Annotated in this window: 26 protein-coding genes; 16 read left to right on the plus strand and 10 right to left on the minus strand. The window is 61.7% G+C overall.

Annotated features, from left to right (window positions below):
- The first annotated feature begins 93 nt into the window (after positions 1-93).
- The 6 genes from hemB (at position 94) to B9A97_RS21150 (ending at position 4120) form a co-directional block, all read left to right on the plus strand.
- Positions 94-1104, plus strand: coding sequence for a porphobilinogen synthase (gene hemB / locus B9A97_RS21125; RefSeq protein WP_084367840.1), 1011 nt, complete (start codon positions 94-96; stop codon positions 1102-1104).
- A gap of 77 nt (positions 1105-1181) precedes the next feature.
- Complete coding sequence (locus B9A97_RS21130; protein ID WP_084367799.1) at positions 1182-1640, plus strand: RDD family protein; 459 nt, start codon at positions 1182-1184, stop codon at positions 1638-1640.
- Positions 1641-1784: 144 nt separating this feature from the next.
- Positions 1785-2555, plus strand: a complete 771-nt coding sequence (locus B9A97_RS21135) for an arginyltransferase (RefSeq protein ID WP_084367800.1) — start codon at positions 1785-1787, stop codon at positions 2553-2555.
- Positions 2552-3445 carry a DMT family transporter gene (locus tag B9A97_RS21140; protein ID WP_084367801.1) on the plus strand — a complete coding sequence of 298 codons (894 nt, stop codon included), beginning with the start codon at positions 2552-2554 and terminating at the stop codon, positions 3443-3445. The genes B9A97_RS21135 and B9A97_RS21140 overlap by 4 nt, the downstream gene beginning before the upstream one ends.
- 67 nt (positions 3446-3512) lie before the next feature.
- Positions 3513-3734, plus strand: a complete 222-nt coding sequence (locus B9A97_RS21145) for an AbrB/MazE/SpoVT family DNA-binding domain-containing protein (protein ID WP_084367802.1) — start codon at positions 3513-3515, stop codon at positions 3732-3734.
- On the plus strand, positions 3731-4120 hold the full coding sequence (locus B9A97_RS21150; protein WP_084367803.1) for a type II toxin-antitoxin system death-on-curing family toxin: 390 nt from the start codon (positions 3731-3733) through the stop codon (positions 4118-4120). The genes B9A97_RS21145 and B9A97_RS21150 overlap by 4 nt, the downstream gene beginning before the upstream one ends.
- On the opposite strand, the gene parC is transcribed toward B9A97_RS21150, so the two are convergent.
- Positions 4121-6397 carry a DNA topoisomerase IV subunit A gene (gene parC / locus B9A97_RS21155; protein WP_084367804.1) on the minus strand — a complete coding sequence of 759 codons (2277 nt, stop codon included), beginning with the start codon at positions 6395-6397 and terminating at the stop codon, positions 4121-4123. It lies immediately after the preceding gene.
- A gap of 211 nt (positions 6398-6608) precedes the next feature.
- Between parC and B9A97_RS21160 the strand changes: the two genes are divergently transcribed.
- Positions 6609-7802: a hypothetical protein gene (locus B9A97_RS21160; protein WP_084367805.1), complete on the plus strand. Its 1194-nt coding sequence runs from the start codon at positions 6609-6611 to the stop codon at positions 7800-7802.
- Positions 7803-7888: 86 nt separating this feature from the next.
- Here B9A97_RS21160 and B9A97_RS21165 read toward each other — a convergent pair whose 3' ends face one another.
- The 8 genes from B9A97_RS21165 to B9A97_RS21195 form a co-directional block, all read right to left on the minus strand.
- Positions 7889-8218 (minus strand): DUF1236 domain-containing protein, encoded by a 330-nt coding sequence (locus B9A97_RS21165; RefSeq protein WP_084367806.1) that lies wholly within the window; start codon positions 8216-8218, stop codon positions 7889-7891.
- A 162-nt stretch (positions 8219-8380) separates the two neighbouring features.
- Positions 8381-10171: an aspartate--tRNA ligase gene (aspS, locus tag B9A97_RS21170; RefSeq protein WP_084367807.1), complete on the minus strand. Its 1791-nt coding sequence runs from the start codon at positions 10169-10171 to the stop codon at positions 8381-8383.
- Between the two features lie 299 nt (positions 10172-10470).
- The gene (locus B9A97_RS30420) at positions 10471-10632 is read right to left on the minus strand and encodes a hypothetical protein (RefSeq protein WP_348532417.1); all 162 of its coding nucleotides are present in this window, start codon (positions 10630-10632) and stop codon (positions 10471-10473) included.
- Positions 10619-10780 (minus strand): type II toxin-antitoxin system PemK/MazF family toxin, encoded by a 162-nt coding sequence (locus B9A97_RS30425; protein ID WP_348532418.1) that lies wholly within the window; start codon positions 10778-10780, stop codon positions 10619-10621. The genes B9A97_RS30420 and B9A97_RS30425 overlap by 14 nt, the downstream gene beginning before the upstream one ends.
- Complete coding sequence (locus B9A97_RS21180) at positions 10765-10914, minus strand: antitoxin MazE-like protein (protein ID WP_244564306.1); 150 nt, start codon at positions 10912-10914, stop codon at positions 10765-10767. The genes B9A97_RS30425 and B9A97_RS21180 overlap by 16 nt, the downstream gene beginning before the upstream one ends.
- 162 nt (positions 10915-11076) lie before the next feature.
- Positions 11077-11544: a GNAT family N-acetyltransferase gene (locus tag B9A97_RS21185; protein WP_084367809.1), complete on the minus strand. Its 468-nt coding sequence runs from the start codon at positions 11542-11544 to the stop codon at positions 11077-11079.
- Between the two features lie 179 nt (positions 11545-11723).
- Positions 11724-12197, minus strand: a complete 474-nt coding sequence (locus B9A97_RS21190; protein ID WP_084367810.1) for a nuclear transport factor 2 family protein — start codon at positions 12195-12197, stop codon at positions 11724-11726.
- Positions 12198-12234: 37 nt separating this feature from the next.
- Positions 12235-12837, minus strand: coding sequence for a TetR/AcrR family transcriptional regulator (locus tag B9A97_RS21195; protein WP_084367811.1), 603 nt, complete (start codon positions 12835-12837; stop codon positions 12235-12237).
- A 102-nt stretch (positions 12838-12939) separates the two neighbouring features.
- Here B9A97_RS21195 and B9A97_RS21200 point away from each other — a divergent pair, with 102 nt between their 5' ends.
- The 9 genes from B9A97_RS21200 (at position 12940) to B9A97_RS21240 (ending at position 22046) form a co-directional block, all read left to right on the plus strand.
- Complete coding sequence (locus B9A97_RS21200) at positions 12940-13371, plus strand: abscisic acid-deficient protein Aba4 family protein (RefSeq protein ID WP_084367841.1); 432 nt, start codon at positions 12940-12942, stop codon at positions 13369-13371.
- 3 nt (positions 13372-13374) lie between these two features.
- On the plus strand, positions 13375-14241 hold the full coding sequence (locus tag B9A97_RS21205; RefSeq protein WP_084367812.1) for a hypothetical protein: 867 nt from the start codon (positions 13375-13377) through the stop codon (positions 14239-14241).
- Positions 14242-14477: 236 nt separating this feature from the next.
- A complete protein-coding gene (locus B9A97_RS21210; protein WP_084367813.1) occupies positions 14478-15722 on the plus strand; it encodes an MFS transporter in 1245 nt (414 codons plus the stop codon).
- 90 nt (positions 15723-15812) lie between these two features.
- Positions 15813-17234, plus strand: coding sequence for a multicopper oxidase family protein (locus B9A97_RS21215; protein ID WP_084367814.1), 1422 nt, complete (start codon positions 15813-15815; stop codon positions 17232-17234).
- 78 nt (positions 17235-17312) lie between these two features.
- On the plus strand, positions 17313-18206 hold the full coding sequence (locus B9A97_RS21220; RefSeq protein ID WP_084367815.1) for an MBL fold metallo-hydrolase: 894 nt from the start codon (positions 17313-17315) through the stop codon (positions 18204-18206).
- 139 nt (positions 18207-18345) lie between these two features.
- Entirely contained in the window at positions 18346-19491 is a 1146-nt protein-coding gene (gene rnd, locus B9A97_RS21225) for a ribonuclease D (protein ID WP_084367816.1), read from the plus strand.
- Between the two features lie 5 nt (positions 19492-19496).
- Positions 19497-19985 carry a GNAT family N-acetyltransferase gene (locus tag B9A97_RS21230; RefSeq protein ID WP_084367817.1) on the plus strand — a complete coding sequence of 163 codons (489 nt, stop codon included), beginning with the start codon at positions 19497-19499 and terminating at the stop codon, positions 19983-19985.
- Between the two features lie 38 nt (positions 19986-20023).
- On the plus strand, positions 20024-21022 hold the full coding sequence (locus tag B9A97_RS21235) for a small ribosomal subunit Rsm22 family protein (RefSeq protein WP_084367818.1): 999 nt from the start codon (positions 20024-20026) through the stop codon (positions 21020-21022).
- 4 nt (positions 21023-21026) lie between these two features.
- A complete protein-coding gene (locus tag B9A97_RS21240; protein ID WP_084367819.1) occupies positions 21027-22046 on the plus strand; it encodes a DUF2891 domain-containing protein in 1020 nt (339 codons plus the stop codon).
- A gap of 3 nt (positions 22047-22049) precedes the next feature.
- Here the strand turns inward: B9A97_RS21240 and B9A97_RS21245 are convergent, their stop codons facing one another.
- A complete protein-coding gene (locus B9A97_RS21245; protein WP_084367820.1) occupies positions 22050-22457 on the minus strand; it encodes a DUF2000 family protein in 408 nt (135 codons plus the stop codon).
- Positions 22458-22518: the final 61 nt, after the last annotated feature.

The raw sequence follows: 22518 nt of genomic DNA on the forward strand, positions 1-22518 counted from the left end.
CACCGATCCTGGCAGGCGAATTTGCATTGACTGGTCCACATGCTATTGAGCATGCACGTTTTCCACAAGCCGCAGCGGAAGGATTGGGACCAGATGCACGACAAGACCCACCCAGTCGATCAGATCACCGGCCATCGGCGCATGCGCCGCAACCGCAAGGCGGACTGGACCCGGCGGCTGACGCAAGAGAACCGGTTGACGGTCGATGACCTGATCTGGCCGATCTTCATCATACCCGGAGAGAACATCGTGGAACCGGTTGCGGCCATGCCGGGCGTAAACCGGATGACCATCGACCGCGCGGTGGAGGCCGCCCGCCAGGCAGCAGATCTCGGCATTCCAGCACTCGCCACCTTTCCCAACATCGAAATGAACCTGCGCGACGAAACCGGCTCGCAGATCCTCGAAGCCAACAACCTGATCAATCGCACGACGGCGGCGATCAAGAAGGCGGTTCCCAATATCGGCATCATCACCGATGTGGCGCTCGATCCCTTCACCAGCCACGGCCATGACGGCATTCTGCGCGGCAATGAAATCGTCAACGACGAAACCGTGGACCAGATCGTCCGGGCCGCGGTGACGCAGGCGGATGCCGGTGCCGATATCATTGCCCCCTCCGACATGATGGACGGGCGCGTCGGCGCGATCCGTCGCGGGCTGGATGCGGCCGGCCACCAGTCCGTCGGCATCATGTCCTACGCGACCAAGTTCGCCTCCTGCTATTACGGTCCCTATCGCGAGGCGATCTCCACCGGCGGGCTGCTGAAGGGCGACAAGAAAAGCTATTACATCGATCCGGCCAATGGCACCGAGGCGATCCGCGATGCCGCGCTCGACGTCGAGGAAGGCGCCGACATGCTGATGGTCAAGCCGGGACTGCCCTATCTCGACATCTGCTGGCGGATGAAGGAGGCGTTCGGCCTTCCTGTCTTCGCCTATCAGGTCTCGGGCGAGTATGCCCAGATCAAGGCCGCCGCCGCCAATGGGTGGATCGACGGCGAGCGGGCCATGCTGGAAACGCTGCTCTGCTTCAAGCGCGCCGGATGCGATGGCATCCTCACCTATTTCGCCATGGATGTGGCGCGGATCCTCGCAAAATAGCGCTTGCCACCGCCGGAACGCCATTGTTTGCCGCTTACGACATCCCATATCTGGGTTGAACCATAAGGAGACAAACCATGGCGCTTGACCCGAACTCGACCTATGCCGCACCGGAAGACTGGCGCGCCTATAGCGGCGTCCTGTCGCGCCGTGTGTTCGCCTTCATCATCGACTACATGATTGTGGCCATCCTCTGGGTGCCCGCCGCCATCGTGGTGTTCTTCCTCGGCGTTTTCACGCTCGGCTTGGGCTGGATGCTCTACCCGGTGCTGTTCGTGCTGGTGGCCGGCCTCTATTTTGGCATCTCGCTGGCGGGTCCGTTCCAGGCGACCGCCGGCATGCGGGCCATGGGCATGGCCATGGTGCGGCTTGACGGCCGCAAGATCGACTTCGTGACTGCGATTGCGCATCTGGCGCTGTTCTGGATCCTGAATTCGGTGCTGACCCCGCTCATCCTGCTGGCCGGCCTCTTCACCGATCGCTCGCGCCTGATCCACGACCTGCTGCTTGGAACCGCGGCCGTGCGGACATCCTGACACCTTCAGCGGCGCGTCGTTTCGCAACGACGCGCCGCATTTTGTGACACTTCCTGGGGTCACGGCCATGATCTGGTTGACGTTTCCAAATCTTGCGCCATGCTGTCACACTGATCCGAACCACAGGCAGACCAGCCCCGCCCGATGAATACCCAGACCACACCCTCTCCGCAATTTTATCTGACGGCGCCTGCGGTTTGCCCGTATCTGCCCGGAGAGATGGAGAGAAAGGTCTTCACCCATCTCGTCGGTCCGCGCGCGAGCGACATGAACGACCTGCTAACCCAGGGAGGCTTCCGGCGCTCGCAGAACATCGCCTATCGGCCGGCCTGCGAAACCTGCCGCGCCTGCGTGTCCGTCCGGGTGCTGGCCAAGGAATTCACGCTCGGCCGCTCCATGCGCCGGGTGCTGGCAGCCAACCGGGATGTGGTCGCCACCGTCTTTCATGCGCAGCCCTCGACCGAGCAATTCTCCCTGTTTCGCCGCTATCTCGACGATCGCCACCAGAGCGGCGGCATGTCCGACATGTCGGCGCTCGATTATGCGATCATGGTGGAAGATACCCATGTCGAAACCCGCATCATCGAATATCGGCTGAAAACGGGACGCGGGGGTCTGCTGGAAGGGGCGAAGGGCGAACTCATCGGCGTCGCGCTCAGCGACATGATGGGCGACGGCATCTCCATGGTCTACTCGTTCTTCAACCCCGAACTCGAAAAGCGTTCGCTCGGCACATTCATGGTGCTCGACCATATCGCCCGCGCCCAAGCCCTCGGCCTGCCGCATGTCTATTTGGGCTATTGGGTTCGCGGTTCCCGCAAGATGGACTACAAGAAGCGCTTTCTGCCGCAGGAGCACCTGCTGAGCCAGGGGTGGGAGCGCGTCGCGGCGTCAAACGACAGCGACGGCAAATGACATTTTCCTCAATGACCCCGCATGGCAGGGGGCTGCTGCTGACCGCCTTTGGCGGGCTGATGCTGTCCTTTGATACGCCGCTGGTGCGGCTTGGCGACGGCACCGTGTGGTCGGTGATTGCGCTGCGCAGCCTGTCCACATTCGCAGCCGCAATTCTCGCCTGGGGCGCCATCCGGCTGTTGACCGCCCACCGCCCTGCCCTCGTGCCCGGCCGGCGAGGGCTGCTGGCGGGCTTTTTCTACGGCATCGCGACCGTCACCTTCCTGGCTTCGATCTATTACACCGAGGTCGCCAACACCGTTTTCATCCTCGCCTGCAGCCCGATGATCTGCGCGCTGCTGTCCTGGGTGTTCATGAAGGAGCGACCAAGCGGCTCCACACTTCTGACCATGGCCATCATGCTCGCCGGCGTGTCACTGATCGTCGGCAGCAGCCTTTCCGGCGGCCATTTGTTCGGGGATATGTTGGCGGCGATTGCGGCGCTGTCGATTGCTTCAGCCATCACGGTGAGCCGCGGATCTGACCAGCCGATGGGATTCACTCCGCTGGTGGCGGCGGTGGTTCCGGGGCTGATCGCGCTGGCCATCGCCCTGCCGCAGGGTTTTCAGATCGCCAATCCCGGCTGGATCCTGCTTGATGGCGCCATCATGATGCCGCTGGCCTTCTGGTGCCTCGCAACCGGCCCGCGCTATCTCTCCGGCCCCGAAGTCGGCATGTTCTATCTGCTGGAGACCGTCCTGGCCCCCATCTGGATCGGCCTGATCTTCGCCGAGATCCCCTCGACGATGACGCTGACCGGTGGCGCCATCCTGATCCTTGCCCTGATCGGCCATTCGCTGTGGCAGCTTCGACAAAAGCCTAACACGGCAACTACAGCGCTTCCAGGCTGACAAAATTTGTCTGTCAACATGGCCTCTCGTATGTTATAACCTAGTTATTACATTGAGGATCCTGGCCATGAACATCACCATCCGCAAGATCGGCAATTCCGAAGGCATCATCATTCCGAAAGACGTCCTGGATCGCCTGGGGCTGAAGGCGGGGGATACGCTTGCGGTTGAAGAAAAAAACGGAGGGCTCGTTATGACGCCCATGGACGATGAGTTTGAGCGTCAGGTGGCGCATGCCGAGCGTTTCATGGACAAGTACAAAGTGGCACTGAAAAAGCTTGCGGAATGACCGATTATATCTTCATTTCGCGCATGGTGACGGAAACGCTCCACCGGATGCAGATCGACAGGTTTGGCGGCGCCTTAGGTTTTCGCGACCCAGGCGCCCTAGAATCGGCCTTGTCTCGGCCCATCAACCGGGCGAACTATGGTTGCGACGATGTTTGTGAACTGGCCGCCGCCTATGTCTTCGGCCTTGCCCGCAATCACGCCTTCGTTGACGGCAACAAGCGTATCGCCATCGTGACGGCTGCGGTCTTCCTGATGGAAAATGGCTATGAAATCGCGGCCACCGACGCCCAGCTTTACAGCTTCGTCCTCGCCGTGGCGGCCGGCGAGATCGATGAAGAGGGTGCGACCCGCTTCCTCAGGGACCACACCATTCCCCTGGCGTGATCAGCCCGAGAACTTGCCGCTGCGTGGGAAGCCCTTCGGCACGCCGCGACCGGCGGAGGCGCGGTCAGCCAGCCATTCCAGCAGTTCGTCCTTGTTCTTGGTAAAGGTGCGCCCGGCGCTGTCCGCCCATGTAAGACCGTCCGCAATGGCAAAGCAGCGTAGATCGGAGATGCCGCCGTCCTTGTAGCGCTGCAGGCGCACGCCCTTACCGCGGGTCATTTCCGGCAGTTGCGACAGCGGGAAGACCAGGAGCTTGCGATTTTCACCTACCACCGCGACATGGTCGCCGGAGACCGGCACGACAAGCTTGGTCTCGTCGGGCATGGAGACATTCATGATCTGCTTGCCCTTGCGGGTATTGGCCACCATCTCGCTCTCGGCAACGATGAACCCGTTGCCGGCGGTCGACGACAGGATCAGCTTGCGGGCCGGATCGTGCACAAATGCCGTCAGCACGTCCTGGTCGTTTTCCATGTCGACCATGATGCGGATCGGTTCGCCATGGCCGCGGCCGCCCGGCAATTTGTCGGCGCCGAGCGTATAGGCCTTGCCACCCGTTGTGACGAGCAGGATCTTGTCGGTGGTCTGCGCCGGGAAGACCACGCGCAACCCGTCGCCTTCCTTGAAGGTCAGGGTCGAGACATCGGAAATGTGACCCTTGAGCGCCCGGATCCAGCCCTTTTCGGAGATGACGACGGTGATCGGTTCCTTCTCGATCATCGCCTGCTGGATGGCTTCGACATCGGCTTCCGGCGCGTCAGCAAACTGCGAACGCCGCCGGCCGATCTCAGTCGCCTTGGCATACTTCTTCTTGACCTCGCCGATCTCCCAGGAAATCGTCTGCCACTGCTTGTCGTCGGATGCGAGCAGAGCCTCGATCTCAGCCTTCTCAGCCGACAATTCCTCGTGCTCCTTGCGGATCTCGAACTCTTCCAGCTTGCGCAGATTGCGCAGCCGCATGTTGAGGATGGCTTCGACCTGATTGTCGGTAAGGTCCCAGCGCGCGACCATGACAGGCTTCGGCTCGTCCTCCTCGCGGATGATGCGGATCACCTCGTCAAGGTTGAGATAGGCAATCAGCAGGCCATCAAGGATTTCCAGGCGCCGGTCGATCGCCGCCAGCCGGAAGCGCGAACGACGGATCAGCACGTCCTTGCGGTGCGCCAGCCACTCCGTCAGAACCTCGTTCAGCGCCATGACCCGGGGCACCTTGCCCATGGACAGCACGTTCATGTTGAGCGGAATGCGGCTTTCCAACTCGCTCAGCTTGAACAGCGACTCCATCAGGATCGTCGGATCGACGGTCCGGCTCTTGGGCACGAGCACGACACGTACATCCTCGGCCGACTCATCGCGAACGTCATCGAGCAGCGGCAGCTTGCGCGCCACGAGCAGTTCGGCAATCTTCTCGATCAGCCTGGACTTCTGCACCTGGTAGGGAATTTCCGTCACGACGATCTGGTAGCCGCCCCGGCCGAGATCCTCGATCACCCATTTGGCGCGCACGCGGAAACCGCCGCGACCCGTGCGGTAGGTTTCCCGCATGCTTTCGCGGCTCTCGACGATCACGCCGCCAGTCGGAAAATCGGGGCCTTCGATCCCGCCCTTCTGCGGCTGCGCCGGATCGTAGAGCAGTTCTTCCACCGGCGCGCCGGGATGCTTGATGAGGTAGAGCGCCGCGTCGCAAATCTCATGCACGTTGTGCGGCGGGATCGAGGTCGCCATGCCCACGGCAATCCCAGAGGAGCCGTTGGCCAGCAGGTTCGGGAACGCGCCGGGCAGGACTGCAGGCTCGTCATCCTCCTCGTTATAGGTCGGGCGGAAATCGACGGCGTCCTGCTCGATACCCTCGAGCAGCAGCGCCGCAACGTCGGTCATGCGGGCTTCGGTGTAACGATAGGCCGCCGCGCTGTCGCCATCGATATTGCCGAAATTGCCCTGGCCGTCGACAATCGGATAGCGCTGCGAGAAATCCTGCGCCAGGCGGACCAGCGCGTCATAGACGGACTGGTCGCCATGGGGATGGAACTTACCGATGACATCGCCGACGATACGGGCGCATTTCTTGAATGCGGAATTCGGCCGGATGCCCATTTCGCTCATGGCGTGGATGATGCGTCGGTGGACGGGCTTCAGGCCGTCGCGCACATCCGGCAAGGCGCGATGCATGATCGTCGACAATGCATAGGCGAGGTAGCGCTCTTCAAGCGCCGCCTTCAGATCGACCGGCTGAATGTTATCGCCGCCGTCGCCGGGCGGCACTAAGCTTTTTCCCATTTGATGGTGCTAGCCGAGATATTCCGCATGAGCAAGAAAATGCCATGAAAGGCCTGTGGATTAAGGGCTGGGCAAAGTGATTTGCTCCCAAAAAGAAGTCTGTGGTCAGGAGAATGGAATTGATAGATGATTTATACTCAGAGCCTATAAGCAGCGTCTTCAATTCAAGACTGACGCCGGCAGCGGCATCCCATATGGAGAGGACCACCTTATGAACTATTCCCGCAACGCACGCCTTCTGCTGACCGGTGCCGCCTTCCTGACACTGGCTGGCCCGGCTTTCTCGCTTGATGGTCAGGACCTGTTGAAGAAAATCAACGCTGCCTATGCCAGCAGCGGTGGAACCATCGCGGCCAAGACCGTCGACGTCAAAGGCGTTGACGTCACGCTGCGCGAGACGACATTCACGCCCATGGGTGCCGATGCCAAGCCCTTCACCGTCGGCGACATCATGATGACCGGCGTGGTGGCCGAGGCCAATGGCAGCTATACGATCGACAAGGTCACCCTGCCGAATGTCGATTTCACCGAGGACAAGACCCGCATCACCGCGTCGGACATCTATTTGTCAGGCCTCTATGTCCCGGCCGATCCGAATGGCGACAAGCTGGACTCCGTGATGCTTTATGACGAAGCCCATAGCGGCTCTGTCAGCGTGGTGGTGGATGGCAAGCAGGTTGTCGCCATCAAGGAAGCCGTCGGCAGCCTGATGCAGTACGAAGACGCCTCGGGTGTGGAATTCGAAGGATCCGTCACCGGCATCTCGGCCGATCTCAGCCTGGTCAATGATCCCGCCAGCAAGGACGCCATCGAGAAGCTGGGCCTCCAGAAGATCGAGGGCGATTTCACCACGAAGGGAAGCTGGGAACTGGCAAGCGGCGCCTTCGACATCGAGGAATACTCGCTCGATTTCGCCAATATCGGTCGCCTCGACCTCTCCTTCGGCTTCAGCGGCTTCACCATGGCGCTAGTGAAGGAATTGCAGTCCACGGCAAAGACGATGCAGGACAAGCCGAATGACGAGCAGGCGCAGCAGGCGGCCGGCATTGCCATGCTTGGCCTGATGCAGCAGATGTCGTTTACCGGCGCCGAAATCAGCTTTGCCGATGCCGGCATCACACAGCGCGGCCTCGAATATGCCGGTGCCCAGCAGGGCCAGAGCGCGGACCAGATGAAGCAGTTGGTCAAGGCCATGGTGCCGATCGGCCTGTCGCAGTTGAAGCTCGGCGAGTTGCAGAACACGGTGTCCGCCGCCGTGAATGCCTATCTCGACAAGCCGGAGAACATCACAGTCAGCGCTGCGCCGGAAAACCCGGTTCCGTTCCCGATGATCATGGGTGCCGCCATGGGCGCGCCGGAGACGCTGGTGAAGATGCTGAACGTCGCCGTGACCTCGAACGAGTAATCCTCGCTTCGTCTGAATCCCTATTGCACATAAAAATGCCCGGCTTGAATCAAGCCGGGCATTTTTGTCTGATGATGCACGTTCCGTCAGTTGATGACTTCGATGATCTCGCGGGTCTGCGGATCGACCAGAACGCGACGCTCATTGACGATGGTGTAGGCGTAGCCGTCATGCTCGGCGACCGGATAGAGTTCGACGGCCTGGGGCAGCGGAGCCCCGACGACAACCTCTCCCTCATACACCACGGACGGAGCGCGCTGTTCCAGGATGTAGGTGCGAACGGCCGGCGGCGGCGGAGCACCAACGACCACGGATCCGGTGACCGTCGGGTCCCTGACGATAATGGTGTCCTGGGCGAATGCGGTGGCAGACAGGCCGAGTACTGCAGCCAGCGTGAGCGTAAGGGGTTTGCGCATAGTCTTCTTCCTTCCGTTGAACTGCCGTATCAACAGGACCGGAGGGATAAAGTTCCAGGCGCACGGACGGGCGATGGCTGGTGTTCGGCCACCAACTTGCAATCACCAAAAACGAAAATGGCGGCACGCGGCCGCCATTTCGCTGTCATATCGGACCCGATATCAGTCCTTCTTCGGCGTCGGCACCACGCGCAGCGCCAGTTCGCGCAGCTGCGTCGGCGTTGCCGGCGACGGGGCGTTCATCAGCAGGTCCTGGGCCTGCTGGTTCATCGGGAACAGCGAGATTTCGCGCAGGTTCTTGGCGCCGACCAGCAGCATGACCACGCGGTCGATGCCGAAGGCGCAGCCGCCATGCGGAGGCGCTCCATATTGGAAGGCACGGTAGAGGCCGCCGAAGCGCTCCTCGACATCCGTCTGGCTGAGGCCCACCTTCTCGAAGGCCTTGACCATCAGTTCCGGCGACTGGTTACGGATCGAGCCCGAGGCGATTTCGAAGCCGTTGCAGACCGCGTCATACTGATAGGCCTTGAGAGACAGGGGATCCTGGCTGTCGAAGGCTTCTAGTCCGCCCTGCGGCATCGAGAAGGGGTTGTGGGCGAAGTCGATCTTCTTTTCTTCCTCGTTGTATTCGTAGAACGGGAAGTCGACGATCCAGCAGAATTCGAACCGGTCGCGGTCGACCAGGTTCAGGTCTTCACCGACACGGGTGCGGGCTTCGCCGGCAAACTTGTAGAACTTGGATGGATCGCCGGCGACGAAGAAGCAGGCGTCGCCGTCTTCGAGGCCAAGCTGGGTGCGGATCGCGTCGGTGCGCTCCTCGCCGATGTTCTTGGCGAGCGGGCCGGCGCCCTCGAGCTTGTCGCCTTCCTTGCGCCAGAAGATATATCCGAGGCCCGGCTGGCCGGCGCCTTGAGCCCAGGCATTCATGCGGTCGCAGAAGGCGCGGGAACCGCCCGTCTTGGCCGGGATCGCCCAGACCTCGACCTTGGGGTTGGACGCGATCATGTTGGCGAAGACCTTGAAGCCGGAACCGGCGAAATGCTCGGTGACGGCCTGCATCACGATCGGGTTGCGCAGGTCGGGCTTGTCGGAGCCGTATTTGCGGATCGCCTCGTCATAGGGAATGCGCGGCCACTGCTTGGTGACGGGCTTGCCTTCGGCGAACTGCTCGAAGACCTTCGTCATCATCGGCTCCATAGCGCCCCAGACATCTTCCTGGGTGACGAAGCTCATTTCGACGTCGAGCTGGTAGAATTCGCCCGGCAGGCGGTCGGCGCGCGGGTCTTCGTCGCGGAAGCAAGGCGCGATCTGGAAATAGCGGTCGAAACCGGCCACCATCAACAGCTGCTTGTACTGCTGCGGCGCCTGGGGCAGCGCGAAGAACTTGCCTTCATGGATGCGGCTCGGCACCAGGAAGTCGCGCGCACCTTCCGGCGAGGAGGCCGTCAGGATCGGGGTCGTGTATTCGGCAAAGCCGATCTCGCCCATGCCGGAGCGCATGGCGGAAATGATCTGCGTGCGGCGAACAATGTTCTTGTGCAAGGTCTCGCGACGCAGGTCGAGGAAGCGATACTTGAGACGAACGTCTTCCGGATAGTCGGGCTCGCCGAAGACCGGCAGCGGCAGTTCCTTGGCCGCCGAGAGAACCTCGATCTCCTGGGCATACAACTCGACCTCGCCGGTCGCCATGCCCTTGTTGACCGTGTCGTCGGTACGCGCCTTGACCAGGCCGTCGATGCGGATCACCCACTCGCCGCGCACGGTTTCGGCCGTCTTGAAGGCCGGGCTATCCGGATCGGCCACCACCTGGGTGATGCCGTAATGATCGCGCAGGTCGATGAACAGCACGCCGCCATGGTCGCGGACGCGATGGACCCATCCGGAGAGGCGAACGGTCGCGCCGACATCGGACTTGCGAAGAGCGGCACAGGTATGGCTGCGGTAACGATGCATGATCAGGTATCCCGAATGTGACGGTCGAAAGGGCACCATCAGATGAGGCGCACGACCGATAGAAAATCGGGCGGAAAAGCGCATGGTGTGGCTGATTTGTCAAGGCTAGAGGAGTTCGGGCTGGATTTGGCGCGACTTGAAGGATGCGTATAGCAGGGGCCGCGGCGGTTCGGATGCTAAATCGAGAAGACGGGCATGGCCGTAGCAGATCGCTGCGTCGCGTCTCTGCTGACCCATTGCGGTCATTGACCGTCTACAAAATGGTCGCGAACTCCTAACATTCGCAACAAACATCGCCGTCAGTCGGCAAGGCCTATCATCACCGAAAGCATGTTGTTGAGAGCCAGCATATTGGCACCGGAAAGATGACCGATCACCGGGCCGCATTTGGCGCGCGGATAGGCCACGATTTTATCCACCATGACCTGTGAAACCACATTCAGACCGTTAAAGCGGCGCATCAGCCATCGTGCTGGTGAGCAAAACGACCAGCACGCTGTCTGCCGCATTGAGAAAATCAGATTGAATCACGATCGCCGGGCGGGGTTTTCCATAATCGCCCTGCGCCGAAACAGTGACCAGATCACCTCTTTTCACGATTCTGGCCATTCAGTAGCCGCCGCGATGAAAGCCAGTGCTTCGGCTTCCTCGGGACGGCCGCGCAAGAGCAGACCTTGCCGCTCGGCCTCGGCGGCAAATTCGGGCCTTTGAGGATCCGGCACCCAAATGCGCAGTTGCTTCATGCCCCGGTGCTGCTGTTGTCGCCGGTAGCGCTGAAACTTGGTCAGGCCATCATCGGCGCTCTTAGATCTCGGCATAGCATTCTCCACCAGTTTATCGCTACCCTAACACATTGGTTGCGCGCTACCCAATGATTTCGGCTCTGGTTACGAACAGGGCGAATGTCAGGATTGTTGCGACGAACGGTAAATTGCTGGCACAAAGCCGTCGGCATCAAGCTCAGGCAGAATCTCGAATCCGCTTCGTCGGCAGCAAGCGAGGCTTGCTGCATTGTCCGGCTCTATTCGTCCCTCCAGGATCCTATAGATAACTCCAGGTCCCGACAGAAACGCCGTTAGGACCGCCGTTCCGATCCCTTGGCCTCTAAGATGGGGGTACACAGCAAGGTCAAGATAGCCTCGCTCAGAATCCTCGCGGTCAACCTGCATCATGGCGATGACTTTACCGGCATCCAACGCTACCCAGCAACGGGCATCCGCACCAGCCGTCACATAGGCGAACCAATCATCAGTTGGAAATGATAGCCGGCGCGATAACTCCGAATCATTAAACCATGTGCGCAATTCTGGGAGATCGTCGCTCTCAATGGGCCGAAAAGTAATTTGCATTTGGCTCGCAAAATTTTCGATCAAAGCGACACTTGTTTTCCTGACTTTTGCAACGTCACACTACAGGGAGTTTGGTGGCATCCACAATGTCTCCTGTTGGCGCAAACTAGCCCCCACCCCAGCAAAAGTACACTCGCCAGGTCCAGCAGCGGCGCAAACGGTTCACAACCCGTCCCATCATCCCACTTAGCTTGCGTCGATCATCAGATGCGCGTGGCCGTGGATCTGGGACCAGACGAGCTGTTCGATGACGGCCCTGCCCTCGGGAAACTCTCCGTCCGAGGCGGAAATCTATTGTCTGTCGACGTCAAGCGAGGGGCGCACATTCGGGGCTCGTCCATCTTGAACCATGCCTTGGCAATCTTGCCATCTTCGATCTCGTAGATGCAGATGACATCGACCTCACCTCTTCCTTCCGGAAAGGTACGTGTGACCGTCTCATGGTCGACGACGACATTGCCGACGACAATGCGTGACAGCAGCTTCCCATGGAGATCAGGTTCCTTGAAGCGCTCAACGTGGCGCGCGCGAATCTCCGCTGCATTTGCTGCCAGCAATGTGGATGGAAAAGCAAAATACTGACAGTCCTCAGCCCACCAAGGCATGAAGGCCTCGATGTCGCGGGCATTGTAGGCCTCGAGCTGTTTGCGCACGGGATGTTCGACTTCATCGTTCACAGGACACCTCTTTACTGCCTCCGAAAACCATAGTCCTTCACCCCGGCAAAAGCACACTCGCCAGATCCAGCGGCGGCACAAACGGCTCGCACCCATCACCGGCCTCCTGCTGCAGCTTGCCGTCGATCATCAGATGCGCATGGCCATGGATCTGGGACCAGACGAGCTGTTCGACGGCCGCCCTGCCCTCCGGCGTGTCGCGCTTCAGGCGTCGCGCCACCGGAGCGGAGATTTCCTCGAGCACCGCGTGCGCCGCGTTGGCCGGGGGGGCGAGCGCCGGGTCGTCCCAGTCGAGGCGGTTGGCGGTGAACATCAGGCGGAAGAGATGCGGATGCGTGCTCGCAAAGGCGAGATAGCCGCGGGAAGCGGCGCGCAGCTGCTCTGCCGGATCGTCGGCGGCTTCCGCCATGGCGGAGCGCATCAAGGCGGCAAACAGGCGAAACCCCTCGACGGCAAAGGCGGTCAGCAGATGCTTTAGGGTCGGGAAATGATGCTCGGGGGCGGCATGGGAGACGCCGACGCGGGCGGCGAGCTTGCGTAGCGTCAGGCCTTCGAGGCCATGCTCTTCCAGCATATCCAAGCCATTGTCGATCAGGGCCTGGCGCAGGTCGCCGTGGTGATAGGATTTCTGTCTTGCCATGACCCTTCATAACCACTCCAGATCGCGTCGTCAAAATCAATCTTGACAATGACAAGATCTATCCTCATCCTCAATCTTGTCATTGCCAAGATAGAGGTTTCCATGTCGTTTGATGCCCTGTTTTCAGCCGCCAGCAGCGCCGCCATGGCCGGCTGGGTGGCGCTCCTCCTGCTGCCGCGATGGCCGTGGCTCATGGACCTCCTGCGCTTTGGCGTGATCGGCGGGCTGGCCTTGCTGTATGCGGTCCTGATCTTCGTGTTCTTCTTTCGCATTGAGGATGGTGGCTTTAACTCGATTGCGGAGGTCAGGGCGCTGTTCCTGAGCGACGGCGGGCTGGTCGCTGGCTGGGTGCATTATCTCGCCTTCGATCTCTTTGTCGGCCTCTGGATCGCCGCGGAGGCTGACCGGAGGGGCTGGAGCCGGATCCTGCAGGCGCCGCTGCTGATCGGCACCTTCATGTTCGGGCCGATCGGCCTGCTCATCTTCTATGTCACCCGCGTCACGGACGCCGCGCTCGCTCCCAGAAAGGCCTGATCCATGACCACTGCCATTTCCGCTAGCTTTGCCGCACCCGGCATCGAACCGGCCTCTGCGCCGTCAGAGCAGACAGCCTTGCTGGCGCAGCAGGCGCGCCTCCTGCTCGTCTTGGCCATCGGCCTGCAACTGGGGCTGATGCTGCCAAGCCTCATTGCCGTCTTCATCGACGAGCGCACGCTGAACGGCATCAGCATGTGGTCGAAACCGCTGAAGTTCCAGACGTCGCTGATCGTGCTGCTCGGCACGCTGGTATGGCTCCTGCCGCTGATCGACCCCCTTGCCCGGGCTGCTCGCGGGCTGCGGCTCGCAGCTCTGATCGCGGCCCTTACGGCGGCGGGTGAAATCCTCTACATCACGATACAGGCGGCGCGCGGCCGGGCGTCCCATTTTAACGCCGATACGGCCTTCGAGGCCACGGCCTATAGCGTGATGGGCGCCGGTGCGACGCTGCTCGTCCTCTCCAGCATGGTTTTCGGTCTCTATCTGCTGGCGCGGCCGGCAGCAGATGCACGTGCCGGACTGCGGCTCGGTGGCGGCTGGGGGCTGATCATCGGTTCGATCCTGACCCTGATCACGGCCTTTGTTCTGGGCAGCGGCGCGATCGATGGTCCCGGCCATTGGGTCGGTGGCATCAAGACCGACATCGGCGGCCTGCCCCTGTTCGGCTGGTCGCGGTCTGGCGGCGATCTGCGCGTGCCGCATTTCTTTGCCACCCATATCATGCAGGCCCTGCCGCTGCTCGGACTGCTGCTCGACCGGTTTGCCCCGCGCCTCGTGAAGCCGGGCCTCATCGTCGGCGCCTTGGCCAGCATCGCCGTGGTCGCGGCGACCTTCCTGCAGGCGGTCAGTGGCCAGCCGTTTCTCTAAAGCATGTCTCCCAAAAGTGGGCACCGGTTTTGGGACAAAGACATGCGAAAACAAAAGTCTACAGCAGGGCGCATGAATCCGAATCACCGCGACCTGCTGTGGTTCGGGCGGCGTGCCAAAACAGGAAGAATGCACATCTGTTGAGCGTTTTGCTCTGTTTTCGGTCGCCCTGCTGGTTTATTGGTGAATGCTTCGCGGCGTCATCTTGATGCCAACTCCGCCGCGCCCGAGTTCCCATGCATGATATTCGCCCGCTGATACCCCTGCTCGTCACCGCCGGCATCCTGATCGGCGGCAACGGCCTCCAGGGAACGTTCATTTCGCTGCGTGCGCTGGAGGAGGGCTTCTCCGCCTCGATGATTGGGGTGATCGGCACGGGCTACAATATCGGCTTTGCCATCGGCTGTATCTACATTACCCGCGTCATCCGGGAAATCGGCCATATCAGGACCTTCTCCGCCCTTGCCGCCATCGCCTCGGCAGCATCGATCTGCATGGTGCTGTTCATCCACCCGACGTCATGGTTCATCATGCGGCTCTTGCAGGGCATCTGTTTTGCCGGCCTGTTTGCCGTGGTCGAAAGCTGGCTGAATGCCAGGGTGGATAATTCCACCCGGGCCAGGACGCTGTCGGTCTATCGCTTTGTCGATCTGGGATCGGTGACGCTGGCGCAGTTCGTCATCCCGGCCGTCGGCATTGACGGGTTCCAGCTGTTCGCCATCATTTCAATGGCGCTGACCCTGTCGCTGGTGCCGATCTCGTTCGCAGACCGCTCCAGCCCCTCGGCGCCGGAGGCGGTCCGCTTCGACATCAAGGCGCTCTGGAATGTCTCGCCGCTCGCCACTGTCGGCTGCATCGTCGTCGGGCTCACCAATTCCAGCTTCCGCTCGCTAGGCCCTGTTTATGCCGAGGGCATCGGGCTGACGATCACGGCGATCGCCACCTTCATGAGCGTGGGCATCTTCGCGGGCGTCGTGCTGCAATACCCGCTCGGCCACTATTCCGACAAGCTCGACCGCCGCCTGATCATCCTGGTGGCCACCTTCGGCGCCTTCGCCGCCGGCCTGTTCATCGCGCTGGTGGCGGGCTCCAATGCCTGGCTCAACTATATCGGTATCTTCGTTTTCGGCGCCTTCGCCATGCCGCTCTATTCGCTCTGTTCCGCCCATGCCAATGATCACGCGGCACCGGGACAGCATGCGCTGGTATCGGCCGGCACGCTGTTCTTCTGGTCGCTCGGCGCGATCATCGGCCCGCTCTTTGCCTCCGTCATGCTCGATCATTTCGGCCCCAAGGCGCTGTTCTACTATACGGCCGGGGTGCTGCTCCTGTTCATGATCTACACGCTGCAGCGCATGCTCGTGCGCGATGGCGTGCCCACCGGGCGCCGCTGGATGCGGTTCCGCTCGCTGCTCAGGACCTCCACCTATTTCGCCAAACTGGCGGATACGCCGCCGTCGGAAAAGCCCGACGACCGCTAAGCACTGCGGCAATCCGCCGGTGCCCCTGATATTGCTGATCCCTCAAGTCAGGTTTATGAAATTGGCATCCATAGGCTGCAGGATGTTTCCATGATCTCGATCTCACGCCGCACACTTCTGAAGGGCTCGGCCGTGGTGGGCGCGTTCGGCCTTGGCGCGGGGCTTGCGGGTCCGCTCGGCAAAGCCTTTGCAGCCCCGGATCCGCTGCTGCTCGACGCCCGTTTCGCGGACGCGATGCTGGACGGCCGCAATGTAACGAAAGGCGTGATGGCCTATACGAGTGCAGGCTCGCAGGTCGAGGTATCGCCGCATGGCTACCTGCCGCCGACGATCCGGACGCAGCGGGGCAAGCCTTTCGCGGCGCGGCTGATTAACCGGCTGGATGAGCCGACGACGATCCACTGGCATGGCATCCGCCTGCCCAACGCCATGGACGGCGTGCCGTTCCTGACCCAGCCTTATGTCTATGCCGGCGACAGTTTTGACTATGCCTTCTCGCCGCCGGATGCTGGTACTTTCTGGTATCACCCCCATTGCAACACGCTGACGCAGATCGGCCGCGGCATGAGCGGCATGCTGATCGTCGAGGACCCGGCCGACCCCGTTTTCGATGGCGAGGTGGTGCTCAATCTCCGCGATTTCCGGCTGGGCAGCGATGGGCAGTTCATCGAGCAGTTCAAGGCGCGCGATGCGGCAAAAACCGGAACCTTCGGCACGGTGCGCACCGCCAACTGGCAGATCGACCCGGTCGAAGACGTGCCGGCCGGCGGGCTTGTGCGTGTGCGTATTGCCGCCACCGACGTCACCCGCATCTACAATCTCAAGCTCGACGGCGGGGAGGCCGTGGTGGTCGCCCTGGACGGGCAGCCGGTGGCGTCGCCGTACCCACTTGATCTCACCGTCGTTTCACCCGGCCAGCGGCTGGATCTTGTCATGCGGGCACCCGATGGCGAAGGCCAGATGGTGCGCCTCATGGATCTGCGACCCTCAACACCGAAGGTGGTGGCGACATTCCGCGCGGTCGGCACGTCGCTCAATCGCTCGCTCGGCGACATCAAGCCACTGCAACCCAATCCGCCCTTCGAAGCGGATATCAAGGGCGCCACGGAAATCCCGCTGGTGCTGAGTGCGACGGCCGAACAGGCATCCAGGGATTCGATCTGCGGCACGCTCGGTTATTCCTTCTGGGCCATAAACAAGGTGCCGTGGCCGGGGGACAGCGCCGATCCGACAGCGCCGCTTGCGGAACTGAAGCTTGGCCGAACCTATCTGCTCAACCTGGAAAACCTGACGCCGCATGCCCATCCGATCCATCTGCACGGCACCAATTTCAAGGTGCTCGCGTCCTCCAAGGGGCCGGTCGCGCCACTGATCTCCGATACCTATCTCGTGCTGCCGGACGAAAAGGTGCAGCTTGCGGTCGTTGCCGACAATCCAGGCGACTGGGTGTTTCATTGCCATATCATCGAGCACCAGAAGACCGGCATGACCGGCTATTTCCGGATAACCTGATGGGCAATGGTCGCCTGGCTTGACTTCCCGTTTCCGGCGATCCCTCATGCCGTCCCAGCCAGACAGGAAGCCTTGCCCATGACAAACCTCGCCGCCACGATATCAGTGCTTCAGCCGCATCCCGGGCTGTTTGCCTATTATGATGGTCGAATCCCCGGCAAGCGCCTGCATGGCGCACACGACAACTGGCTCGATGACGGCGCCTACAAGCTGGGGATCGCTACCTATGCCCTGGTCTCCGGTAAGGAAGCGATCGTCTACGACACCCATACGTCGCTCGATCATGCGCGGGCCGTGCGCGACCATCTCGAAAGCCTTGGCGTGTCGCGCATCACTGTCGTTCTCAGCCACTGGCACACCGACCACATTGCGGGAAATGCCGTGTTCGCCGATTGCGAGATCATCGCCAACCGGCTGACCGCCGCCGCGATGGAGACCAATCGCCGCAAGCTGGAAAACGGCGATCCGCCGATCAGCCCGGTGGTCATGCCGACGCGCCTTTTTGAAGGCCAGCTGTCCCTGTCGCTCGGCGGTCGTGCGGTAGAGCTGATGCAGTTTGATATCCACAGCGCCGACGGCACCGTGTTGTGGCTGCCCGATAGCGGCATATTGCTGGCCGGCGACACCGTGGAAGATACGATCACCTATGTCTCGGAGCCGGACTTCCTCACCAAGCATATCGAGGAACTGGCACGGCTTGGCGCGCTGCCGATCCGCCACCTCTTGCCCGATCACGGAGACAAGACCCGGATTGCCGAGGGTGGATATGGAACGGAGCTGATCCATGCCAATAGCCGGTATCTGCAGCGGCTGCTTTCGCGCATCGATGAGCCCGGTCTCAGCGACATTCCGCTTCACACCTTCATTGCAGACCATATCGCCGCAGGCGCGGTGCTCTATTTCGAGCCGTATGAGGACGTGCACCGAAAGAACATAGCCGCGATCCGGCGGGCCATGAATACGTCACCCTGATATAGGCATCAGCGCCACAGACATCGAGAAACGGTCCTCTATCCCGCCTGTCGGGCACAGCAGGGCCGGCTTTGTATTGACATCGCCGGCCATAAGGGGAAGGAAGGTTAATCTTGTATTTCTTCGATGCCGAGCTCACATGATCGTAACCACCGCCGCCCTTGCGGAAGCCTGCAGGACCCTCGCCAAATCCGAATTCGTCACCGTTGATACGGAGTTCCTGCGGGAAACGACGTTTTGGCCGGAGCTCTGTCTGATCCAGATGGCAAGCCCCGATCATGAAGTCCTGATCGACCCGCTGGCGCCGGGCCTGGACCTCGCCCCCTTCTTCGAATTGATGGCCGATACTTCAGTCGTCAAAGTGTTCCATGCCGCGCGGCAGGACATCGAAATCGTCTTCCATCTCGGTAATCTCATTCCGCATCCGATCTTCGACACCCAGGTGGCGGCCATGGTCTGCGGCTTCGGCGACAGCGTCTCCTATGACCAGCTGGTGCAGAAGGTGAAGAACGTCCATATCGACAAGACCTCGCGCTTCACCGACTGGAGCCGCCGGCCGCTGTCGGAAAAGCAGTTGGAATATGCACTGGCCGACGTCACCCATCTGCGCGACGTCTATCTCTATCTGAAGGCAGAACTCGAGCGCGAAGGCCGCGCCCACTGGCTGTCTGAGGAAATGGCGATCCTGGAATCGCGCGAAACCTATGACCTGCATCCCGACGATGCGTGGCAGCGGCTGAAGATGCGGCTGCGCAAGCCGCAGGAACTGGCCGTCCTGAAATTCGTCGCGGCCTGGCGGGAGCGGGAAGCTCGGGCCCGGAACGTGCCGCGCTCGCGCGTGCTGAAGGACGACGCGATCTATGAAATCGCCCAGCAGCAGCCGAAGGACAGCGAGTCGCTCGGCCGGCTACGGACTATCCCCAAGGGTTGGGAGCGCTCCAGCAGTGGCGCGGCGATCATCGAGGCTGTCAATGCAGCGCTGGCCTTGCCCAAGGCCGACATGCCGCATATGCCGCGCCAGGGCCACGCCCCCGACGGCACGGCCTCGGCCGTCGAACTGCTCAAGGTACTGCTGCGGCTGACCTCCGAAAAGCATGGCGTGGCCGCGAAGATGATCGCCAACAGCGAAGACCTGGACCGGATCGCCGTCGAAGGCGAAGCTGCTGACGTGCCGGCCATGCATGGCTGGCGGCGGGAACTGTTCGGCGATGCGGCCCTGAAGCTGATCAATGGCGGCATTGGCCTGCGCTTCGTCGGCAAACGCATCGAAGCCGTGGAGTTTTAGGCGCGATGGTCGCGGTTCGACGCGGCGAGGCTTACGACATTCCCTTCATCATGCAGGTGGAGAGACTGCCTGACATGGATCGCTTCATCGGACAGTTTGATGAGGCCACCCATATCCGCCATCTGGTCGATCCGAACTGGCGCTATCTCATCGGTCTGGACGACCGGCGGCAGCCCATCGGTTTTACCCTGTTGAACGACTTGGACGACCGGGGCGGCAATGTCTGCATCAAGCGGATCGCCGTGCGCTATGCGGATGCGGGATTTGGCAGCGCGCTGTTGCGGACCGTCATCGACTGGACGTTCGCGGAGACAGCGGCTTTTCGGCTGTGGCTGAATGTCGTCGCCTATAATGATCGCGCACGCCACGTCTATGCCAAGCTCGGCTTTGTCGAGGAAGGCATCAAGCGCCAGGCGGCCTTGCTGCCCAACGAGACCCGGGCGGATCTTGTCATGATGTCGCTGTTGCGGCCGGAATGGGAAGCACGCCGCTGAGCCCTCGCATCGATGGTCGCGAAGAAGAGACTTGAGCCATGGAACTGCCTACTGCTCTCCGACAAGCCGTTGACAGCGCTCTGGCCAATCAGCCGATCGAACGGCTGACGCAAGCCAGCGAACGGCTGTCGAACCGCTACCGCAAGGAGGTTCGCGACGGCGCCTTCCATATCGATGACGATCTGGCGGCCAAGGCCTATCTCGCGACGCGCCTACCCGCCACCTTCGCCGCCGTGCGTGCCGCCTTGGGCATGGTGGAGGACCTGGCGCCTGGCTTCTCGCCCGCGAGCCTCATCGATGTCGGGGCCGGGCCCGGCACCGCGCTCTGGGCGGCGGCAGATTGCTGGCCGTCTCTGGCCAAGGCCACCATGCTGGAGGCAAGCCCCGCCATCCGCAGCGTTGGCGAAGCTCTGTCGCGACCCCTTGGCTTTCCCTGCGACTGGCGGGCCGCCGATCTGCTCAAGCCGTTCCCCACGCTGCAGCCGGCCGAGCTCGTTACGCTCGCCTATGTCCTTGATGAGATCGAGGGGACGGCAATTGTCGATGTCACACGGCGGCTCTGGGCGCTGACCTCGTCCATGATCGTGATTATCGAACCGGGGACGCCTGCCGGTTGGCGGCGGATCCTGGCGGTGCGGCAGGCGCTCATGGATCAGGGCGCCCATCTGGTCGCCCCCTGTCCTCATGCCGCGCCCTGCCCGATCGTCTCGCCCGACTGGTGCCATTTCTCCCGGCGGGTGGCGCGCTCGCGCACGCATCGACTGGCAAAGCAGGGAGAGGTGCCGTGGGAGGATGAAAAATACATCTTCATCGCCGCCTCGCGCGACAAGATCGAGCCGCCCGCCGCGCGCGTCCTCGCTCCACCGCGGCTGGCGAGTGGCGTGGCAAGGCTGAAGCTCTGTCGCAGCGATGGATCGGCCGCAGAGGTGACCGTCAGCCGCCGCCATGGCGATGCGTTTCGCGAGGCAAGGCGGCTGGACTGGGGCGATATAACCTCCATTATGGGAACTGACAGCGACGAAAAAGAGAAGGGCTGAAACGATGACGGCAGGACTGGACGCAAGCCGGGCTGAGCGTTTCGCGCTGATCGCCCTCTCGCATGTGACGCGGGAATATCCCAACCACATCTCCCACGGTCTGCAAGGTCCTGGCGATGCGCTCGCCCCGTCCGACCTGCATCCGGTGTTTTACGGCAGCTTCGACTGGCATTCCTGCGTGCATGGCTACTGGATGCTGGCGCGACTGCTGCGGCTTTTCCCGCACATCCCGTCAGCGGATGCGATCCGCAATCTGTTCGGCAAGATGCTGACGCCCGAGAAGATTGCCGGAGAATGCGCCTATTTCGACCGGCCACTCGCCCGCGGCTATGAGCGTCCCTATGGCTGGGCATGGCTGCTCAAGCTCGCCGCCGAACTGCAAGGGCATGAGAAGCCTGCCTGGAGCGAAGCACTGGCGCCATTGACGGGCCGCATCGTCAACCGCTTCACGGCTTTCCTGCCGCTCGCATCCTATCCGGTTCGTGTCGGCACCCATTTCAATACGGCCTTCGCATTGCGGCTGGCGGCGGATTTTGCGGAAAAGACCGGCGATGACGGCCTGCTCGATCTGCTGAAGGGAACTGCGCGTCGCTGGTATGGCCGCGACGAGGCCTGCCCCGCCTGGGGCGAGCCATCAGGCGATGACTTCCTGTCGTCGGCGCTGATCGAGGCCGAATGCATGCGCCGCCTCATGCCGGCCAAGGATTTCCTGCCCTGGTTCGAACGCTTCCTTCCGCAAATCGCCGAGGGCATGCCGGCGACGCTGTTTCATCCCGCCACCGTTTCGGATCGCTCCGATGGCAAGATCGCCCATCTCGACGGTCTCAGCCTCAGCCGCGCCTGGTGCTGGCGGGCACTAGCCCGGTCCCTGCCCCCGACCGATATCAGGGCCGCGCTGATGGAAAGTGCGGCCGAACGGCATCTCGCCGTGGCCCTGCCCCATGTCGCCGGCGACTATATGGGCGAACACTGGCTGGCGAGCTTCGCGGTGCTTGCGCTCGACGTCGACGCCCGCGAGACCTGACCGTCAGGCATGCATCCGGGCGCCTTTAGTCACCTTGTCGGCAATCTTTTTGTCGGCACGGAAAGCAATGCCGGCGACTCGGGCATCATCAGGCGTGAATTTCGCAAAAACCGCGCGATTATCAGCATCGTGGCCGGTGGAGAACATCTCCTCGACATAAAGCGAGGCCGTGATCTGTCGTTCCAGCGCCCGGCGATGGATGGTGCGAAGCGTCTCCTGGTCCGCCGCCAGCACGACAATGGGCTGGATGCTGAGCGGATTGTAGACGTTTCCCGCAGCATCCCTGTATGCTTCGCCTGTTATGCCCGGATGCTGGGCGGCAATTCCGGTCGCCAGGAAGGCGGTCACGTTGAGCTTCTGCCACGGGGCGAGATCTTCCCGGAGGACGACGACGATCTTGGTATCGAACATGAATGAGAACTCACAGCTGGGTTTCCGAGGCCCCGACCTAGCGGTTGACGCATCCGACCGT

The organism is Rhizobium sp. RU36D (assembly GCF_900176345.1).
Classification (GTDB): domain Bacteria; phylum Pseudomonadota; class Alphaproteobacteria; order Rhizobiales; family Rhizobiaceae; genus Allorhizobium.

What these genes read in the sequence shown, in the direction of transcription:
- B9A97_RS21240 (WP_084367819.1), top strand. Translation starts at nt 21,027, where the DNA reads ATGACGGCAGGACTGGACGCAAGCCGGGCTGAGCGTTTCGCGCTGATC.
- B9A97_RS21220 (WP_084367815.1), top strand. Translation starts at nt 17,313, where the DNA reads ATGACAAACCTCGCCGCCACGATATCAGTGCTTCAGCCGCATCCCGGG.
- B9A97_RS21140 (WP_084367801.1), top strand. Translation starts at nt 2,552, where the DNA reads ATGACATTTTCCTCAATGACCCCGCATGGCAGGGGGCTGCTGCTGACC.
- hemB (WP_084367840.1), top strand. Translation starts at nt 94, where the DNA reads ATGCACGACAAGACCCACCCAGTCGATCAGATCACCGGCCATCGGCGC.
- B9A97_RS21150 (WP_084367803.1), top strand. Translation starts at nt 3,731, where the DNA reads ATGACCGATTATATCTTCATTTCGCGCATGGTGACGGAAACGCTCCAC.
- B9A97_RS21205 (WP_084367812.1), top strand. Translation starts at nt 13,375, where the DNA reads ATGACCACTGCCATTTCCGCTAGCTTTGCCGCACCCGGCATCGAACCG.
- B9A97_RS21135 (WP_084367800.1), top strand. Translation starts at nt 1,785, where the DNA reads ATGAATACCCAGACCACACCCTCTCCGCAATTTTATCTGACGGCGCCT.
- B9A97_RS21130 (WP_084367799.1), top strand. Translation starts at nt 1,182, where the DNA reads ATGGCGCTTGACCCGAACTCGACCTATGCCGCACCGGAAGACTGGCGC.
- B9A97_RS21160 (WP_084367805.1), top strand. Translation starts at nt 6,609, where the DNA reads ATGAACTATTCCCGCAACGCACGCCTTCTGCTGACCGGTGCCGCCTTC.
- rnd (WP_084367816.1), top strand. Translation starts at nt 18,346, where the DNA reads ATGATCGTAACCACCGCCGCCCTTGCGGAAGCCTGCAGGACCCTCGCC.
- B9A97_RS21145 (WP_084367802.1), top strand. Translation starts at nt 3,513, where the DNA reads ATGAACATCACCATCCGCAAGATCGGCAATTCCGAAGGCATCATCATT.
- B9A97_RS21245 (WP_084367820.1), bottom strand. Translation starts at nt 22,457, where the DNA reads ATGTTCGATACCAAGATCGTCGTCGTCCTCCGGGAAGATCTCGCCCCG.
- B9A97_RS21165 (WP_084367806.1), bottom strand. Translation starts at nt 8,218, where the DNA reads ATGCGCAAACCCCTTACGCTCACGCTGGCTGCAGTACTCGGCCTGTCT.
- B9A97_RS30425 (WP_348532418.1), bottom strand. Translation starts at nt 10,780, where the DNA reads ATGGCCAGAATCGTGAAAAGAGGTGATCTGGTCACTGTTTCGGCGCAG.
- B9A97_RS21210 (WP_084367813.1), top strand. Translation starts at nt 14,478, where the DNA reads ATGCATGATATTCGCCCGCTGATACCCCTGCTCGTCACCGCCGGCATC.
- B9A97_RS21215 (WP_084367814.1), top strand. Translation starts at nt 15,813, where the DNA reads ATGATCTCGATCTCACGCCGCACACTTCTGAAGGGCTCGGCCGTGGTG.
- B9A97_RS21180 (WP_244564306.1), bottom strand. Translation starts at nt 10,914, where the DNA reads ATGAAGCAACTGCGCATTTGGGTGCCGGATCCTCAAAGGCCCGAATTT.
- B9A97_RS30420 (WP_348532417.1), bottom strand. Translation starts at nt 10,632, where the DNA reads ATGCGCCGCTTTAACGGTCTGAATGTGGTTTCACAGGTCATGGTGGAT.
- B9A97_RS21235 (WP_084367818.1), top strand. Translation starts at nt 20,024, where the DNA reads ATGGAACTGCCTACTGCTCTCCGACAAGCCGTTGACAGCGCTCTGGCC.
- parC (WP_084367804.1), bottom strand. Translation starts at nt 6,397, where the DNA reads ATGGGAAAAAGCTTAGTGCCGCCCGGCGACGGCGGCGATAACATTCAG.
- B9A97_RS21195 (WP_084367811.1), bottom strand. Translation starts at nt 12,837, where the DNA reads ATGGCAAGACAGAAATCCTATCACCACGGCGACCTGCGCCAGGCCCTG.
- B9A97_RS21200 (WP_084367841.1), top strand. Translation starts at nt 12,940, where the DNA reads ATGTCGTTTGATGCCCTGTTTTCAGCCGCCAGCAGCGCCGCCATGGCC.
- B9A97_RS21230 (WP_084367817.1), top strand. Translation starts at nt 19,497, where the DNA reads ATGGTCGCGGTTCGACGCGGCGAGGCTTACGACATTCCCTTCATCATG.
- aspS (WP_084367807.1), bottom strand. Translation starts at nt 10,171, where the DNA reads ATGCATCGTTACCGCAGCCATACCTGTGCCGCTCTTCGCAAGTCCGAT.